This is a genomic window from Arcticibacter eurypsychrophilus, assembly GCF_001730525.1.
Classification (GTDB): domain Bacteria; phylum Bacteroidota; class Bacteroidia; order Sphingobacteriales; family Sphingobacteriaceae; genus Arcticibacter; species Arcticibacter eurypsychrophilus.
This window is the reverse complement of sequence record NZ_MDFN01000024.1, coordinates 13,287-31,794: the sequence shown is the minus strand read 5'-3', so window position 1 is coordinate 31,794 and position 18,508 is coordinate 13,287. Positions and strand designations below refer to the sequence as shown.

General features: G+C 35.4%; 16 protein-coding genes. 14 read left to right on the top strand and 2 right to left on the bottom strand.

Annotated elements, in window-relative coordinates; genetic code table 11:
• Positions 1-61 precede the first annotated feature (61 nt).
• The 13 genes from BFL47_RS13565 (at position 62) to BFL47_RS13505 (ending at position 12,896) form a co-directional block, all read left to right on the top strand.
• On the top strand, positions 62-1,432 hold the full coding sequence (locus BFL47_RS13565; RefSeq protein WP_069660341.1) for a lipopolysaccharide biosynthesis protein: 1,371 nt from the start codon (positions 62-64) through the stop codon (positions 1,430-1,432).
• 23 nt (positions 1,433-1,455) lie between these two features.
• On the top strand, positions 1,456-2,286 hold the full coding sequence (locus BFL47_RS13560) for a DUF5672 family protein (RefSeq protein ID WP_069660340.1): 831 nt from the start codon (positions 1,456-1,458) through the stop codon (positions 2,284-2,286).
• An 8-nt stretch (positions 2,287-2,294) separates the two neighbouring features.
• Positions 2,295-3,575, top strand: coding sequence for a hypothetical protein (locus tag BFL47_RS13555; RefSeq protein ID WP_069660339.1), 1,281 nt, complete (start codon positions 2,295-2,297; stop codon positions 3,573-3,575).
• Positions 3,572-4,498, top strand: a complete 927-nt coding sequence (locus tag BFL47_RS13550) for a glycosyltransferase family 2 protein (RefSeq protein ID WP_069660338.1) — start codon at positions 3,572-3,574, stop codon at positions 4,496-4,498. The genes BFL47_RS13555 and BFL47_RS13550 overlap by 4 nt, the downstream gene beginning before the upstream one ends.
• An 80-nt stretch (positions 4,499-4,578) precedes the next feature.
• Complete coding sequence (locus BFL47_RS13545) at positions 4,579-5,712, top strand: glycosyltransferase family 4 protein (protein ID WP_069660337.1); 1,134 nt, start codon at positions 4,579-4,581, stop codon at positions 5,710-5,712.
• Entirely contained in the window at positions 5,660-6,448 is a 789-nt protein-coding gene (locus BFL47_RS13540; RefSeq protein WP_069660336.1) for a WecB/TagA/CpsF family glycosyltransferase, read from the top strand. Before BFL47_RS13545 ends, BFL47_RS13540 begins: the two co-directional genes overlap by 53 nt.
• Positions 6,449-6,701: 253 nt before the next feature.
• Entirely contained in the window at positions 6,702-7,712 is a 1,011-nt protein-coding gene (locus tag BFL47_RS13535; RefSeq protein ID WP_069660335.1) for an NAD-dependent epimerase/dehydratase family protein, read from the top strand.
• 10 nt (positions 7,713-7,722) lie between these two features.
• Entirely contained in the window at positions 7,723-8,088 is a 366-nt protein-coding gene (locus BFL47_RS13530) for a cupin domain-containing protein (RefSeq protein ID WP_069660334.1), read from the top strand.
• Positions 8,089-8,358: 270 nt separating this feature from the next.
• Positions 8,359-9,312: an NAD-dependent epimerase/dehydratase family protein gene (locus tag BFL47_RS13525; protein WP_069660333.1), complete on the top strand. Its 954-nt coding sequence runs from the start codon at positions 8,359-8,361 to the stop codon at positions 9,310-9,312.
• Positions 9,313-9,392: 80 nt separating this feature from the next.
• On the top strand, positions 9,393-10,529 hold the full coding sequence (locus BFL47_RS13520; RefSeq protein WP_069660332.1) for a glycosyltransferase family 4 protein: 1,137 nt from the start codon (positions 9,393-9,395) through the stop codon (positions 10,527-10,529).
• 92 nt (positions 10,530-10,621) lie between these two features.
• Positions 10,622-11,653 (top strand): GHMP family kinase ATP-binding protein, encoded by a 1,032-nt coding sequence (locus BFL47_RS13515; RefSeq protein WP_069660331.1) that lies wholly within the window; start codon positions 10,622-10,624, stop codon positions 11,651-11,653.
• On the top strand, positions 11,635-12,384 hold the full coding sequence (locus tag BFL47_RS13510; protein WP_211480970.1) for a nucleotidyltransferase family protein: 750 nt from the start codon (positions 11,635-11,637) through the stop codon (positions 12,382-12,384). Before BFL47_RS13515 ends, BFL47_RS13510 begins: the two co-directional genes overlap by 19 nt.
• 2 nt (positions 12,385-12,386) lie before the next feature.
• A complete protein-coding gene (locus BFL47_RS13505; RefSeq protein WP_069660330.1) occupies positions 12,387-12,896 on the top strand; it encodes a D-glycero-alpha-D-manno-heptose-1,7-bisphosphate 7-phosphatase in 510 nt (169 codons plus the stop codon).
• 20 nt (positions 12,897-12,916) lie between these two features.
• Here BFL47_RS13505 and BFL47_RS13500 read toward each other — a convergent pair whose 3' ends face one another.
• Both BFL47_RS13500 and BFL47_RS13495 read right to left on the bottom strand, forming a co-directional pair.
• Entirely contained in the window at positions 12,917-14,209 is a 1,293-nt protein-coding gene (locus BFL47_RS13500; protein WP_069660329.1) for a NosD domain-containing protein, read from the bottom strand.
• A gap of 370 nt (positions 14,210-14,579) precedes the next feature.
• Positions 14,580-17,516, bottom strand: coding sequence for an FAD-binding and (Fe-S)-binding domain-containing protein (locus tag BFL47_RS13495; RefSeq protein ID WP_069660328.1), 2,937 nt, complete (start codon positions 17,514-17,516; stop codon positions 14,580-14,582).
• Between the two features lie 163 nt (positions 17,517-17,679).
• On the opposite strand from BFL47_RS13495, the gene BFL47_RS13490 reads away from it, so the two are divergent.
• Entirely contained in the window at positions 17,680-18,507 is an 828-nt protein-coding gene (locus BFL47_RS13490; RefSeq protein WP_069660327.1) for a DUF1338 domain-containing protein, read from the top strand.
• Position 18,508: the final 1 nt, after the last annotated feature.

Here is an 18,508-nt window from a genome sequence, read left to right as displayed (position 1 = left end):
ACCTCCTCTCAACTTGTGCGGAAAGGCAATTAGAGATTCAAACCGACGAAAAGCACATAAGATGATTCTTAGTATATTCAACAAAATACCTATTAGAACCAGCCGGACGAATAATTTATTGTACAATAGTTTTATATCTTCTTTTTTTAAGATCTTTTCTATATCAGTATCCTTTATTCTTGTCCCTTTATGCTTAAAAGCAGTAACAGCAAAAGAATATGGTATTATTTTAACTATCACCTCTATTGTTAACTGGATCTCATTCTTTGATGTAGGAATCGGGAATGGATTACGTAATAAATTGGGGAAATGCATTGCAGAAAACAAACAGGAATTGGCGAAGAAATATGTAAGCACAGCATATTTTTTTATTACCCTGATCTTTTTGGGCGTTCTGGTTATTTATAGCTGTTTGGCTCCCTTTATTAACTGGTACTCGTTTTTAAACTTACGATTGGTTGATGTACATAACTTAAATCAATGCATGTATGTGATTATCGCTCTTTTTATTGTGCGGTTTATATTACAGCTCATAAATGTGATTTTACTGGCTGATCAAAAGTCCTACCTGAGCGATTCCATACTTCCAATATCCAGCTTTATCACTTTAATTGTTATTTATATTTTCTATACTTTAAATATTATCAGCTTCTACATTATTATATTTTGCATATGTGGTGTCCCGGTTTTGCTATTGATGATCTATACTGTTATTCTTTTTAGAACCAGATACAAATGGTTATCGCCTAAAAGAAGTTATTTAGATTATAAATTAAAAAATGATTTATTAGGATTAGGTTTTCAATTTTTCTTATTGCAATTAATAGCAGTCATCATTTTATCAACATCAAATTTCTTAATTGCTAATTTGTATACGATGCAGGATGTAACTACTTTCAATATTGTTTCTAAATATTATGGTAGCACTTTACTTGCCTTTAATATTTTACTCACACCTTTATGGGGGGCATACACAAATGCCTGGTACCAAAAGGATTATAAGTGGATAAAAAATACGATAATAAAGATGACCTTAATTAATATTCTGCTTTTATTTGGCAGTGTTATTCTATTTTATCTTTACGCTCCTGTATTGAAATTGTGGTTGGGCAATGTTATATATGTCACTCCTATATTCGTTGTTTCATTGATCATGTATAATTTTCAAATAGGATTTAATGATGTCTTTTCTTATTTTTTAAATGGAATTGGAAATATAAAATTACAGCTCTATGCTGCTGTATTCGGAGGCATTGTCAATATTCCATTAACTATATACTTAGCTAAAAATACGGACTGGGGAATAGCTACAATATGTATAGCCAATATCCTGTGTATGATTCCCAGCTCTCTAATCCTTTCCATACAATCATACCATATACTAAAAAGTAAGATGGCAGAAAAAGTTACTGCTGATCTTACAACGGTATAATATTTAACAGCAAAATAAGACATATGAGTTTTGGAGATATCTATCCTGGAAAGGTTGCCATAGTGGTTCCTGTTTATAAGCCATTTGAATTGTGTTCCGAGATGGAAATTAAATCCCTTAAAAGGGTGACAGAGGTGTTGAACGGGCGACCTATCCTATTTATTCATGGAGTACAATTCAATCCAAAAGCATATTTAGATTTCATGGCTCCTCTTGAAATCAAATGTATAGCATTTCAAAAAAAATATTTTAACGGACACAGTAGTTATAATAGATTATGCTTATCCAAGGTTTTATATGATAGTTTTTTAGATTTTGATTATATTTTAATTCATCAATTGGACGCATTTGTCTTTAAAGATGATTTAGATTACTGGTGTAATCAAGGATACGATTATATCGGTGCTCCATGGTTTAAAGGAACAAATCAGCCTTCTTTTCCCCTTGAGTTTAATGGTTCAGGAAATGGCGGATTTTCATTAAGAAAGGTACAGTCATTTCGAAAGATTGCTAGCAAACGTTATTTTGTACAATTTCATAAATTGGCGCATTATATAAATAATAGATACAATCCTAAAAAATATCCCTTATTACAGAACAACATTCTGGCCAATACCGCTATTAAATATATAAGAAATTTTGTTGGTTGGGAAGATGAGTTTTATGGTAGAGTGGTTCCAAAAATTTTTCCATGGTTTAAAGTAGCTCAGCCTCAAACTGCAATGAAATTTAGCTTTGAAGTGATGCCGGATGAGTTGTTCAAAATGAACAATAATCAGTTGCCTTTTGGATGCCACGCATGGGAGACTTATAACCGTTCATTTTGGATTAAATTTATAGAAGCATATTCTTGATCATCAATATGGAGAATATTACAAGAGATACAAATCAATTAAGTTTCGAGAACTTCTATAAACATATCTTAGTATTTGCATTGCTTTCCACTTCCGGGTTTCCTCTTTTTCAAGGAAAGACAGGTGATATTATCACATTCATGCTGGCTATAGGAGGATTTGTTTTATGGAGGAAAACGATCACAGGTAGGTTTTATTTGCTAATCAGCACTTTTTGTCTGTTACTGCTTATTCAAACCTTATATTTTGGAAGCATGTACGTTACCACGTTTGCCTATCAAAGTATGCTGATTTTTGCAGGTGCTTTTAGCATTGCTACATTAGGAATAGACTTCGTATACATCTTTCAAAGGATAATGTTGTGGTTCACTGTCATTGCCCTGGTTCTGTTTATTCCTATCTTAATTAATTTCAATATCTATAATTTCTACATTAGCAAATCACCTATTCATTATGAAACAGAAGTCATGTTTTATAATTTTAAAAGTGTTGCTCACAATATCTTCTTTTTAAATTTTCCTGGCGATTTTTTAATGTTGGTAAGAAACAGCGGTCCCTTTTGGGAACCAGGTGCCTTTGGTGGATTTCTTGTCTTGTCGATTATGTTTAACGTGCTGTTAGACAATAAAATGTTTTCCTGGAAAAACTGCATATTAATGCTAGCTATTATTACGACGTTTTCAACTACAGCCTACCTCAGCATTTTAATTTTTGTCATGCTTTACTACTATATTAAAATCAAATCCATGGTGATGAAACTTTTCACCCTATTATTTGGAGGCGTATCGTTCATTATCTTGTTCGTTAGCCTGAGTTTCCTGGGGAAAAAGATTCAGATTGAAATTGATAATATTCAAATTGATGTTTTGTTGAAAGGTGGAGATACGAGGATGGCTAGCGCATATTTAGATATTAAAGAATTATTTGAGAAGACGGTTTACGTATTATTCGGCAGAGGATCCCATCCAATGACACGCATTGGGACAGTTGATAAAGAAGTTTTAAGAAATAATGGGATAACAGATCAATTAGTGCGCTTGGGGATCCCTTGTTTCATCTTCTACGTCGCTATGCTCAAAGGAGCATTTGAACAAGTTAATCAATTCGGAGCTAAACAAAAGTGGATAGCCTCCTGCGCTTTGATTACAATATTGGTGTTAGCCTTTAGTGAGACCTATTTCCGGTTTAATTTCTTTTGGGCATTATTTTTTCTCAGCTCAATAGACCTTGATTTTACAGGTCAGTCCATAAAGTTTATCCCAGGTAAGCCTTTAATGCAATCAGCATGAATAATCAAAAGTCAATTGTATTAGTTATACCTATTTATAATAGAATAGAAGTGACCAAGCAAGGTCTTGCTCACATCATGAACGCGGTTAGCTATTACAAGGAATCATCAGCTAATTTATATGGAGTAGATATTATTGTAGTAGACGATGGGTCAAGTGATGGCAGCAAAGAATGGATTAGTCTTCATTATCCTCAAATCCATGTTGTGGTAGGTTCTGGAAACTTATGGTGGACAGGAGCCGTCAATATGGGTATTCAATATGCGCTTGACAACTATTCTGATCTAAAGGGTATTATTCTGCAGAATGATGATATTGTCATAGAACCGAATTGGATTTCTAATTATATCCAAGCAATTGATGCCAATCCTCAGGCTTTAATTGGCTGTGCAACTTCAGTTTTAGATAGCAAAAATATGATTTTATACGGAGGTCGTTTAATGCATCATTGGTTTGCAAAAGAAAAAAAAATAAATCAAGGCACGAACAGAAGTATTTTGGGACTAAATTATACCGTATCATCATTTGATCTGTATGGAAGAGGATTGTATATACCTTATGTTGTTTTCAAAGATCTGGGTCTATTCAACAATAAAAGGTTTAAGCATAGGGGAGATATGGATCTGCCTTTAAGAGCAAAAAAAGCTGGTTACAAATTATTAGTTTCTTATGATGCCATCGTGTATGAATTACCTCAGCATGCCTATGATCTGGATGGTAAACAACGACTTACTTTCAAGGAAGCTTACACCTTGCTCACCGATTTTAGATCATCCTATGCGATTAAACATCTTTACTATTATTCCGTAATTGCTACTGAAGATTCTTTTCATTTTGTGCCCTTTTTTATAGGTAATTTTTATTTTCATTTTAGAAGCATTAGTTGGCGGGTTTTTAAAAATTATCTATTAAAGTCTAACTAAATAATTTTACAGTAATTCGATACCGCCTGGTTTCCTGTTTTCATCTGATTAAGTATCTCATTCCATTAATCGCCAATTTCATGTTTAAAATATTGATTACAGCTCCTTCTTTAAATGAGAATACAAATATCAGTGGTATATCCAGTTTAACAAAAACTATAATCACGAATAACTCTGCTTATCAAAACTATTTTCATTTTATAATAGGTAAAAAGGATTCAGAAAGTAAAGGATTCAAATGGCTGCTGAATCAACTCAGTTTATTACCACGCTTTGTTCTGTTTATACTAAAACACAAGATTGATATTATTCATTTAAATACGGATTTAACACCATTTTCAATTTTAAGAGACTGCTCCTTATTAATTACAGGAAAGTATCTTTTAAGAAAGAAAATACTTCTTCATATCCATGGTGGGTATTTTCTTATGCGTCCCCCTGGCCATTATTCCATATTTTATTATTTAATAAAATGCATGTTAGTAAATGCATCTTGTATAGCCGTTCTAAGTGAGGTTGAGAAAGATGAAATTCATAAAGCGTATCAAATTCACTGTTCTGTGATGCCAAATGCGGTTAAGCTTTGTAAAGAAATTGAGCAAAAAGATTTTTCTAAAAAGTTGACTTTCTTCTTCATGGGAAGAATGGTGAGATCTAAAGGAATCTTTCAAATTGCCCAATGCTTAAGTGAAATGACATCATACTTTAAAGTAATGGAAATTCATATCTATGGAGTAGGACCTGATCTTGAGGAGTTTTTAAAGCAACTTTCGTCTATTAAAGGCTTACAATATAAATATGGAGGAATTGTAAGAGACATGAAAAAGATTCAAGTGTTTCAAAAGTCACATATTTTCCTATTACCCTCATTATTTGGAGAGGGTCTGCCAATGGCAATGCTTGAAAGTATGAATTATGGCTGTGTACCTGTGGTATCGAATGATGCTTCAATGGGTACTGTGGTTAAAAATGGCATTAATGGCTATCTCACTGAAAAGGCTAGTTATGCCAGTTTAAGCGAGAAGCTCATCAAAGTCTTAACTAATCGTGATGAGCTTAAAGTATTAAGCACTAATGCCAAGCAGACTATCGATAGGTTTTACAATCTGGAGCATTACATAAATGCTTTAAATCAATTATACAAAACACTAATAGATAACGATGAATCAAGTAAATTTTTTAGGGATAGGGTTAGACCCTATCACGTACGATGAATTATTTAAGAAGATTGATACATGGAAATTAGATAAAAAAGGTCGATCGCATCATATTGCGTGTATTAATGCTTTCAATGTAGCCCTCGCTTTAAAAAATGAAAAATTAAAACGAATTTATAATTCTGCTGATGTTGTTGGCGCTGATGGTATGCCATTCGTCAGATGGATTCGTATGATAAGCAGACAAAATTGTGATCGTATAGCTGCTCCTGATACGATCCTTAAGCTCGCTGAACATGCGAAAAAAACCGATTACACCTTTTACCTCTATGGTGGTGCCCCTGATGTTTGTGTAAAAATGAAAGAATTTTTATGTGAAAAATTTCCACATATAAAAATTATCGGACATTATTCGCCACCATTCAGGGAATTGTCTGAAGCTGAAGATGAGGCTATCGTCAATGAAATCAATAGATTGGCACCAGATATTGTTTGCGTTGGATTAGGCACACCCAAACAAGATTATTGGATAGATGAGCATCTCTATAAGATCAATGGTTCGGTGCTTATTGCATCCGGTGCTACATTTGATTTTTTTGGTGGAAGAATAAAAATGGCACCAGATTTTATTAGAAAATCTGGCTTTGAATGGGTACATCGTTTATTAGGAAAAGATTTTAAAAGATTATGGAAAAGATACACTATAATGTACGTCATATTTTTATATAACTTTCTTTTACAGAAATCCGGATTAGTTAAATACAATTTATCAAGTGTCAAACACGCTGATTGAGTAAAAATAATATTTGACTAAGGGTTTCTAACGGTCAAGTGTTAAACAAAATATTTGAATAATATCCCATCAAGTAATATTGATATTAAATACTTCTCGCCAAGAGACTTAATCATTTAATACAAAACTGTGTATCTCAGCAGTCATTTATGTTCGCTAAAAGTATATCATTCAACCCATAGACTGCTAACCAATTAAAATAGCAGTACAGGTCTAAATCAAATAATTTAAAAATCATCAAAACTCAACAAAAATGGAAATAAAAACGGCAATTGTTTGCGGTGCTGGCGGCTTTATAGGCGGGCATCTGGTTAACAGATTAAAGAGCGAAGGCTACTGGGTTAGAGGTGTTGACATTAAGGAAAATGAATATGGCAATACGAATGCTGATGATTTTGTTTTAGGAGACCTTCGGGATTACCAATTGTGCCAGTCATTGTTTGATCGGCCAATCTCTGAGGTTTACCAATTGGCAGCAGATATGGGAGGTGCAGGATACTTATTTACTGGCGATAACGATGCTGTAGTCATGCATAATTCTGCCCTTATTAATTTAAACGTTGCTGAAGCAAGTCGCTTAAATAAAGTAAAAAAAATATTTTATTCTTCCTCTGCTTGCGTATACCCCGAATACAATCAAATGGATCCTCAAAATCCAAAATGCAGTGAAGACACAGTTTATCCTGCTGCTCCGGACAGTGAATATGGATGGGAAAAGTTATTCAGTGAAAGGCTATTCCTCTCTTTCCAAAAAAACTATGATATAAGCGTCAGAATAGGTAGATTTCATAATATCTTTGGTCCTCAAGGTACGTGGCAAGGTGGAAAGGAAAAAGTTCCTGCTGCAGTATGCCGGAAAGTAGCAGAAGCGGAAGATAATGGCGAAATTGAAATTTGGGGTGATGGACTTCAAACCAGGTCATTTTTGTACATCAATGAATGTGTAGAAGCCGTACGCAGATTGATGGAAAGTGACTTTATGGGACCCGTTAATATTGGTTCCGAGGAAATGCTATCTATTAACGACCTCGCCATGATGGTAGCTAAAATAGCCGGCAAAACTATCCGAATTAAAAATATCCCTGGTCCTGTTGGTGTACGAGGAAGAACATCTGACAATCATTTGATTAGCCAAAAGCTTAATTGGGCTCCATCAAGACCGCTTTTGGAAGGGTTAACTCAAACTTATCATTGGGTTGAAAAGAATGTGGATGCAACCCGTAATCTTTCGAACGAAAATCAGGTTTTCAATACAGCTGTTTAATTGAAGAATTGTGTTTATACATTTAGATGTTGATGAAGTTATACCAGTATCTACTTCACACGCTGTTGGCCTAAAAAAGATTTTAGCGCAAGGCTCAGATCAACCGGTAAAACTGAAACAAGTAGCTTATGGAAAACTTATGCCAGGGCAGAACGTTCCGGTTCATGTTCACCCTGATATGGACGAAGTTTATTTTTTTCAGAATGGATACGGTATAGCCAAAGTAGATAACGTCGCTTATGATTTAAAGCCTGGTATTTTTGTATACATACCAGCTGGCAGTAAGCACGATATTTTATGTAATACAATACCCTTGGAGTTCTTTTACTTTGGTTTAGAATATACAAATGAGGCGAATGCCTTACTTCATCCTTAATTTTATTCCAAATAACTATTTCTTCCAGGATAATAAAATACTCCAAAATGAGCAATGGCTTACAGTGAATAATACACTAGGAGTAAAGCCTGCTGTATTATTCACTGATCATTTTTAATTTCTTTGCTACTGTTTTATTCTAACAGCTATATGCCTTATATCAGCGATTGCATAAAGCAAAGTCATAGAATTCAATACTGGTTATCAGACAGATAACAGAAGCACCGAGCTTAAACATACCAGTTAAGTATGTTTAATAATCAAATAAATATGAAACCTAAATCAATCGTTGTCACAGGAGGATCAGGCTTTGTTGGCTCCAATTTAATTAAAAAGCTCAATGCAAGTGGAGTCAATGATATTATTATAATTGATAACTATGATGAACGAAAGTTTTTAAATATCAAAAACTGCGCTTTTATAGATTACATCTCATATAAAAGCAATTTGCAACATATAGATGAGCAACTTAAAGGGCATAATGTAGGGGCGGTATTGCATATTGGTGCCAATGCTGATGTACTGGTTAAAGATGCAGAAGTTATGCTCGTTAACAATTATGAGCATTCTAAATATTACCTCAATTTTTGTCTTGAGCGCAAAATCCCATTAATTTATGCATCCAGTTCAGCAGTATACGGAAATTCAACAAATTGTATAGTAGACAACGATTATGAACATCCCCATAATGTATATTCATGGTCTAAATGGATGTTCGATAAGTATGTGTTAAACAACATGACTACCTTTGAAAGCAGAGTTATTGGTCTTAGGTTCTTTAATATCTTCGGAATGGGAGAGGCTCATAAAGACAAAAATGCCAGTTTGCCTTACCGCTTTCATTCATTTATCAAACAAAAAGGTTTTATTGACTTGTTTGATAAGGAAATTAAACGGGATTATGTTTGGGTGGAAGATGTGGCAAATGTGATAGTAGAAATCCTAAATGATAACAGTATCGTAAGTGGTATACATAATTTAGGATCCGGTAATCCAATTTCGCATCGGGACCTGGCACAAATGGTAATCGATGTACTTGTTCAAAAAGGGATAACTACACCAAATGATCATTTGATTCAATCTATTCCTATGCCGGAAGACCTGATCAGCAATTTTCAATTCCATACTAAAGCGGAGGATTTAATGGATGTTGTAAAGAAATATACTTCAGGTAACGCGGATAAGATCAAAAGATATATAAATGATCTTATCGATCAGGGTTAGCAAGGCGACATCCGTACCACAATAATTTTATTCAAAGTACTCAAAAAGCTATTCAATTACATTATTCAACGGTTTATACAATGAAGGTTTTTTACTTATCATCCTCTGCCTTTTCAGATAATCAAATAAATTTACTTCACCATTTTCCTAAAGAATATGAGATTACCTATGGTGTTATAATTCCCAACAAAAATTCAAATTACTCGGAAAAAGAATTGGCGGATTATTGTAACCAGCATCATATCAAACTAGTACCATTTCCGTTAAAGTATCGCTTTAGAGATCCCAGATTATTACTTACCTATTACAAGATCATCACAACCGTTAAAAAGGCCAATCCTGATGTTATTTTCGTAGCTAATTTTGATCAGCTATATTTAAATATCCTCTTATTGCTATTGGATAAAAAACGGACCATCATTGCGATGCATGATGTTATAAACCATAGCAAGACGGCTTTTAACCGATTAACCACTTTAGGAAAAAAGGTTTTGATTAATCGATTTGAAAAGTTTTTAACATACTCACAACCACAGGCAAACCTATTAAAAGAAATCTTTAATAAAAAGGAAGTATATTGTATTCCATTACCATTAATTGGATTTGGAAAACTTCCTGATTTGAAAAAAAAGGAGGGTATAACCTTTCTGTTTTTTGGAAATATTCTACATTATAAAGGACTTGACCTGCTTTTAGAAGCAGTAAGTCGCTTAGGTATTAAATATCAAAACTTCAGATTACTTATCGCAGGAAGATGTTTAAACTGGGAGCAACAATATAAGCCCTTGATATTGAACAAAGATCAGGTATCAGCACATATCGGATTTATTGAAAACCACCAGATACCTTCTTATTTTGCAGAGGCTGATTATATTGTCCTGCCTTACCGTGACACCACACAAAGCGGTCCGCTGATGATCGCATATAACTATAATGTACCAATTCTTGCCAGTAATGCCGCTGGTTTTAATGAATTCTTTGAATCAGGCACATCCGGTTACATGTTTGATCTAAATAAACCTAACGATCTTGATCGCCTTTTGGAAGAAGCTATTTTAAGGAACCCTAGTGATTATTTAAATTTAAAGGAAAAACAAGCGGAGTACACCAACGAGCATTTTGCCATGAGTAAATTAGTTCAATCTTATCAGCACATGTTTGACGACGTAGCAGAGCATGGCCCTCGTAAGAAGATTAAATATGAAACAAGTCAGTGACGACTCTCGTGTTCTAAACCATAAAAGCAGGAGAATATTTCTAATACTCGAGCTTTAAACCTAATATCTTCATATTTTCAAAATTAAATTTCATGATTATACGTTCTAGAGCCCCTTTAAGACTAGGTCTTGCAGGTGGGGGGACAGATGTCAGTGCTTATAGCGATCAGTACGGTGGTGCTATTTTAAATGCTACTATCAACAAGTTTGCTTATGCAACCTTAATGCCATTAAAGCTACCCCAAATTGTGATCAAATGCCATGATATTAATGAACACCATATCTATGATAGTGTAGAAGAATTTGATTTAAGTGATAACAAGCTTGTTTTAATTAAAGCAATCCATAACCGTATTAGAAGGGAATTCAACATTAAAGAACCCATGTTTTATCAACTGGAAACCTATGTTGATGCCCCTCCAGGATCAGGATTAGGCTCTTCTTCTACATTGGTAGTGGCTATAGTGGCGGCTTTTGCAGAATGGCTTGGACTTCCTCTAGGCGATTACGATCTTGCTCAATTAGCTTATAGTATTGAACGTGAGGATGTAGGATTGGCAGGAGGGAGGCAGGATCAGTATGCAGCGACTTTCGGAGGTTTCAATTTTATGGAATTCTATGCAGATCGTGTGGTTGTGAACCCTTTGCGGATTAAACAGAACTATATATACGAACTTGAATTTTCATTACTTCAATATTATACCGGAACATCCAGACTATCTTCCAAAATTATTGAAGCACAAGTAAAAAATGTATGTAAGGCAGGTGATAAATCAATTGAGGCTATGCATACCTTAAAAAAAATAGCCTATAACATGAAGGAGTCTTTATTACGTGGCCGATTAAATGACATTGGGAATTTACTTAATGAAGGATGGATTTCTAAGAAAGAAACAGCCGATGAAATAAGTAACCCAATTGTAGATGAAATATATGAAGCCGCAATGAAGAATGGTGCTTTAGGAGGGAAAATATCCGGTGCAGGAGGAGGGGGCTATATGATGTTTTATGTGAAAAATTGCTTTGTACATCATCTGGTTAATGTACTTAACCAATTTGGTGGACAAGTGGAACGAGTTCACTTCTATGACAAGGGTGTAATCACATGGAAAACACAAGACTAACAAAAAAGAACTTCATGACCGATGTAGCTATTGTACTAGCAGGAGGATTAGGAACGAGACTTCAATCTGTAGTTAAAGATGTGCCCAAACCCATGGCAGAAGTTGCCGGACGCCCTTTTCTGAATTATCTCATGTATTTTTTGTCGACTAACAATATTAAAAAAGTCATTTTAGCGGTAGGTTATAAATACGAGATTATAAAAGAGTACCTGGAAATTCCGGAGAACCGTTATGGATTAGAAATAAGCTATAGCATTGAAACGGAAATGCTGGGTACAGGGGGTGCTATCTTCAAAGCATATGAACAAGTGGAAGGAGATAGTTCATTTATTCTTAATGGAGATACTTTTTTTGACATATCATTATCTGATCTGGAAGCATTTGCTCGCTCTAATTCAGCAGATTTAGCATTTGCACTTTTAGAAACCGAACATTCGAGCAGATACGGGAGTGTAGGCTGTGCCCCAAATGGAAAGATCCTGTCATTTAAAGAGAAAAGCGCAATCGAAAATCAAAAGATGATTATTAATGGAGGAATTTATTACATGAACAAATCGCTTATTTCAGCTATAACAATGCCTGCCAAGTTCTCGATGGAACAGGACTTCTTTGAAAAGAACTTACACAGATTGAAGGCATATGGAAAAGTATACCAAGCTCTTTTTATCGATATCGGAATCCCTTCAGATTATTATTTATCACAAAAATTACTTAAAAATATTATAGTTTAAAGATGTTAGATACGCTGTTTCTGGATCGCGATGGTGTCCTGAATAAAAAATTGGATGACACATATGTGCTCCTGCCAATTGACATAGAAATTCTCCCAGGAATAAAGAATTTCCTATTGTGGGCCAATCAGGCGTTTAAGCAAATTTTCGTGATCACCAATCAACGGTGTATTGGACGAAAGATGCTAAGCCTGATTGAATTAAACGCCTTAAATGAACAGATTAACGAACAATTAGGCTTTGTTATTCAACACTTTTTCGTTTGTCCACATCTTGATGAAGACAATTGTAACTGCAGGAAGCCTAAAACAGGACTTTTTCTTCAGGCGAAAGAAATGTATACAATTGATTTTGCCAATTCCTGGATGATAGGAGATTCAGTCAATGATTTAATTCCGGCCAGAAGCTTAGGAATCAAAACAATCTACATCGGCCATCATGATATGCGGATGGCTAATTTTCGAGTTGAATCTACATCTCAACTAATTTCCTCTCTCATCGCTGATGTCTAATTTCTGAAAGTTAATCTTTGTTATTTATTGTTATTAGCGCCATTAACATTCACATAAGAACCTGGCCGTCTGCCCGTTTTTAATAGGTTGTTTAAAGAAACCACATTGTGTGAGGTTTCAGATCCATCAAAAAGCACCACTCCGTTGTCTGTTCCAAGACTAGCATCTATATCATTGCGGGTGATTACGTTTTTAGTACATCCTGCTCTCAAGTATATAGCATTCCCCGATTTTACCTTTATTTTATTATTTGTAATTCTCCCTGATGTGCAATTTACCAGCATAATGGCCATGCCATCCGTTGATATTGTATTTCCGGTTACAATAAAATCATCCAGGTTACATAATTCCATCCCTCTAATCTTATTTTTATCAGCTGTTTTACCACCGGAAAGTTCAAATACATTATCCTTGATCATCCAACTCTTTTTTAATGATCCCGAAGCTAATAAGCCAGTAAATCCATAGGTGCTGGATTGCATATAATTACCGACCGTTTCTAAACCTATAGTCCCCGCATTTTCAATTCCATAATAGATATATTTCGAGCTCTCCATATGCATATCATAAAATTTATTGTAATTAATCTTGCCATTTAAGGAATGTCCGCTTACAGACACACACGCAGGAGCCGGTCCCAGTTGTATTGTGCCTACATTATAAAAGTAATTATATGAGATATCGAACTCACTGAATCTCGGAGCGAGCAGTGTGTTATGATTCTGAAATTCAATGGCCATGCGACCTATATTTTCAAATTTATTATAGGTGATCGATATATTTTTAGCACTTGAATTAGTTCCCTCACTGACAAGTTTAATACCATTTGCCTGAGAGTTTGGAATGCTAAACCTGCAATTATGAATCTTTAAGCCATCCATTATATCATCATCGCCATAATTAGCAATGAAAACAAGTCCTTCCGCATCATCAACTGCACTAACCTTTGTCGATTTAAAAGTAATCCCCTCAATTTCCAGATTATTGATCTCACCGGATATGGTGATGATTTTATTTTGATTACTTGTAAAAACAGTACCTGGCTCACCTGAAATCTTTAAATTAGTTACGTTACTGATCGTAATGAAATTGTTTATTACATAAGTCCCTTTTGGAAAAAACAAATGTGAATTACTAGTGATGTAGCTTTGAATCTCCTGATCATGATCATTAATTCCGCTTAACCTTACTTCAATTCTATTAGGAGTATTTATTGAATCCGCTTCCATTTCATTTAAAATACAGCTGCGCTCACTTTTGAAGCTAACTAGTACAACAGAAATCAATAGTGCAGCAAAAAATCTTTTAATCATAAAATCAGCTTAGCTAAAATAAAAATAATCAATTCTGTTATTTCATTCAAACTCATAATTCATTTAAGTTTCTTAACATCAGATTAAAGACGGAACTGGGCGTGATGCCTTTCATACTGTAGAAATTTTATATGATGCTTTGCTGAATAAAGGTGTTTTATAAGGGTCTATTTAAGAAACAAAAGACCGTAAGATTGTATTTTAATAGCATCAAAAAAACATTCATTCAATCAAGGCTAGATCGTAATCTTATCAGATTTTGTGGCAGACATTTTGGAAACATAGTGATTCTTTTGATATAGCCAGATATTATTTTTTTTAAAGTCAAGCAGATATTCTTATTGAGGTCTTTTGTTTCTTAAATAGACCCTTATAAAACACCTTTATTCAGCAAAGCATCATATAAAATTTCTACAGTATGAAAGGCATCACGCCCAGTTCCGTCTTTAATCTGATGCCTGCAACTGGTTCCTGTAGCTGCGATTAAAGTTTCATCGGGAGCTTCTCTTACTGCAGGTAAAAGAATCAGCTCCCCAATCTGCATAGAGATTTTATAATGTTCCTGTTCGAGGCCAAACGATCCGGCCATTCCACAACAACCAGATGGTATCGTTTCTACCAGATAATTTTCCGGTAAGGATAGACACCGTACCGTTGCTGCAACTGAGGAAACTGCTTTCTGCTGACAATGCCCATGCAGCAATACTTTTCTTGAGTCTTTGATAAAAAGTTCTTTACCAATAGTGCCTTTTTCAGCCTCCTGAGCAAGAAACTCATCAATCAAGAATGTATTCAGAGCTAGTCTTCGGGCTGTATCCAATAAATCATCATCCACAAGATCAGGATATTCGTCCCTAAAAGTAAGGATCGCCGAAGGCTCAAGACCAATAAGGGGAATTTCTGAGGTAATTAATGTGCCAAGTTGACTTACATTTTGATTTGCTATTTTTTTTGCTTTACGAACAAAACCTTTCGAGAGCCAGGTACGCCCACTTTCAATATGTTGAGGCATCAATACATCAAAACCCAAATGCTCCAGCAAAAGGATAGCTTTAATTCCAATAGAGGTATCAATGTAGTTGCTAAACTCATCAAAAAAGAGATACACCTGCTTTTTATTCACGTTCTTTGACATCCCTCTTTTCTTATACCAGCTTTTAAGCGTAAAGGAATAAAGTTTAGGAAGTGCTCTTTCTTTTGCAAATCCGGCCATACCAGGCAAACCTGTAGACGCCATAAAATTATACAAAGAGGGAAGGAGAGCCCCTATGCCAGAAATAGTACTGAATCGGGCAATGATTCTTGAACGGAAAGGCGCCCCATTCGCATCATAATAGTGCTGCAAAAATTCAGCCTTCAGTTTAGCAAGATCTACGCTGGAAGGGCATTCGGATTTACAGCCCTTACAACTCAAGCAAAGATCCATTACTTCCAGTATTTCTTTATGATCAAAACGGTTTATTTTTTCCGAATGCGTCAGGAATTCCCTTAATGTATTCGCCCTGCCTCTGGTTGTTTCCTTTTCGTTTCTCGTAGCCATATAGGATGGACACATGGTTCCTCCCGAAAATTGCAGTTTACGGCAGTCTCCGGAGCCATTGCATTGTTCTGCATGCTGAAGAACAGTCTGACCATTAAAGCGGAAGACCGTCTTTATTTCGGGTTGTTGCTGTCCGGGTTCATACCTGAGCATGGTATTCATTGGAGGCGTTTCCACAATTTTACCTGGGTTAAAAATACGCTTAGGATCCCAGGTATCTTTGACGGTCTTAAAAAGTTGGTAATTTTTTTCACCAAACATGAAGGGCAAAAACTCGCCCCTTAACCTACCATCTCCATGCTCCCCTGATAATGAGCCACGGTACCTTTTTACTAGTTCGGCTATTTCAGCAGCGATCATCTTGTACTGCGCATTCCCATCACTAGTTTTCAGATTTATGATCGGACGTAGATGCAGTTCTCCCGCTCCTGCATGTGCATAATGCACCGAATAAAGGTCATGCTTCTTTAATATCTCATTGAACTCGCTGATATAGGCAGTCAGATCTTGCAGATCAACAGCTGTATCTTCAATTACAGGAACCGCTTTATCATCACCGGGAAGATTACTCAATAAACCTAATCCTGCTTTTCTCAGGTCCCAGATCCTATTGCATTCTTCATTCAGAATAAGAGGATAATGATAACCCAGTCCAGTCCTTTGCAGCTCTTCTGCCAGTAATCCTGCTATTTCAACAATAGATTCCGTTTTTCCCCTTATAAACTCAACCATTAGAATCGCTCCAGGTTCTCCAAGTATAAAAAAACGATTCTTTCTTTGTTCTATGTTGTCCCTGGTACAATCAAGTATATAATGATCCATGAGTTCACAAGCAGAAGGCTGGTAACTCATGGCTATACTATTAGCCCGCAATGCTTCTTCAACCGTGTTGAAGTGTACACAAAGTAAACCTTTATGCTTATCCGGCAAAGCCACAAGGTTCAGTTTTATTTCAGTGACAAAGGCAAGTGTTCCTTCAGAACCGGCAACCAGCTTACAAAAGTTGAATGATTCAGCGCCTTCAGAAAAAGGGTTAGCATCCATAAGAAGATCCAGCGCATAACCGGTATTCCTTCTGCGGATACTTTTCTTCGGAAACTCTTTTTCTATTTCAGAGCGCGTAGCCGGATCACTTAACAGCGATAAAGTAGTATGATAAAGGGTAGATTCCAGACTGCTGCCTATGCACTTTTTATAGAAAGCCTCCAGGTCCAGCGCCTTAAATACAACCTCAGAGCCATCACTCAATACCGCATTAACTTCAAGTAAGTGTTCCCTTGTACTTCCATAAACAATCGAATTAGCGCCACAACTATTATTTCCTACCATACCTCCGATCATGGCCCTGTTGGCTGTTGACGTTTCAGGGGCAAAGAAAAGCCCAAAAGGCTTTAGGAACATATTTAATACATCTCTGATCACACCTGGTTGCACACGTACCCACTTTTCCTCCCTATTAAAGGCTATAATTTCAGTGAAATATTTTGAAAGATCAACAATTATGCCTTCTCCTACAACCTGACCGGCAAGGGATGTTCCTGCACAACGAGGAACAAGGCTTGTTTTTTCCCTATTAGCAAAACGGACCAGCGCTTTTATATCATCTACTGTCTTAGGCACGGCAACAGCAAGCGGAATTTCCCGATAAGAGGAGGCATCAGTAGCATATAAAATGCGTTGCAAAGTATCCAGGTATAACTCACCATCCAATTCCGCGCGTAATTGCTCCAGCTTATTTAAAGTAATTTTATCTGTCTTTGAAACCATAATGAGTCGAACCGATAAAGTAAATGTATATAAATAAATAATTCTATTTAAATTTATGTTAAAATGACTACAATAATTATTAATAATAATATTTATAACTTTTAAGTCTTTATATTTAGGTAATATTAACTACAATATCTGCTTTATATAAAAAATATGACATATGAAAAAAGATGAACTATTAAAGTTATTATGGAATAACTATACACTGATGACCCCATCTGCAAAGCACATACATCAGATATTTGAAGAAAAGGGCGAACAGGTATTAAATGACCATATTGCCTTAAGAACCTTCAATGATCCAAGGGTTAATATACAAGTAATTGCCAAACCATTTATTGAGCTTGGCTATGTTGAAAAAGGGGAGTATAAATTTAAAGAGAAAAAATTACTTGCTCATCATTACGAACATCAGGATGATAAAAATGCTCCGAAAATATTTATCAGTGAACTTCTTCTGGAACAGTGCTCTAACGAACTTCAACATATCGTTTCAGGTGTCATCGATCAAATTCCAAACGATGCTTCCACTAAGGAGAACCTACTACTGCAGGGAAGATTATGGGATATATCATTTGATGATTACGAAATCTTAAGGAAAGAGTCGGAATATGCCTCCTGGATGTATGTATTCGGCTTTTGTGCCAATCATTTTACTGTCTTGGTAAATGGATTAAAAACGCTGCGAAGTTTGGAAGAAGTAAATGACTTTTTAAAAAGTAAAAACTTCAAACTCAATGACGCCGGTGGGGAAATCAAGGGTACATCAGACCAATTTTTACAACAATCAAGTACCATTGCAGATCAGGTTCCAGTTCATTTCAACCAGGACATCAAAAACATTCCAAGCTGTTACTATGAGTTTGCACGCCGCTATCCTTTAGATGATGGAAACTTATACCAAGGTTTTATTGCGGCTTCTGCTGATAAAATATTCGAGAGTACTAACGTATCACTAGTGGATAAAATTTTATCAAAAAATCAATAGT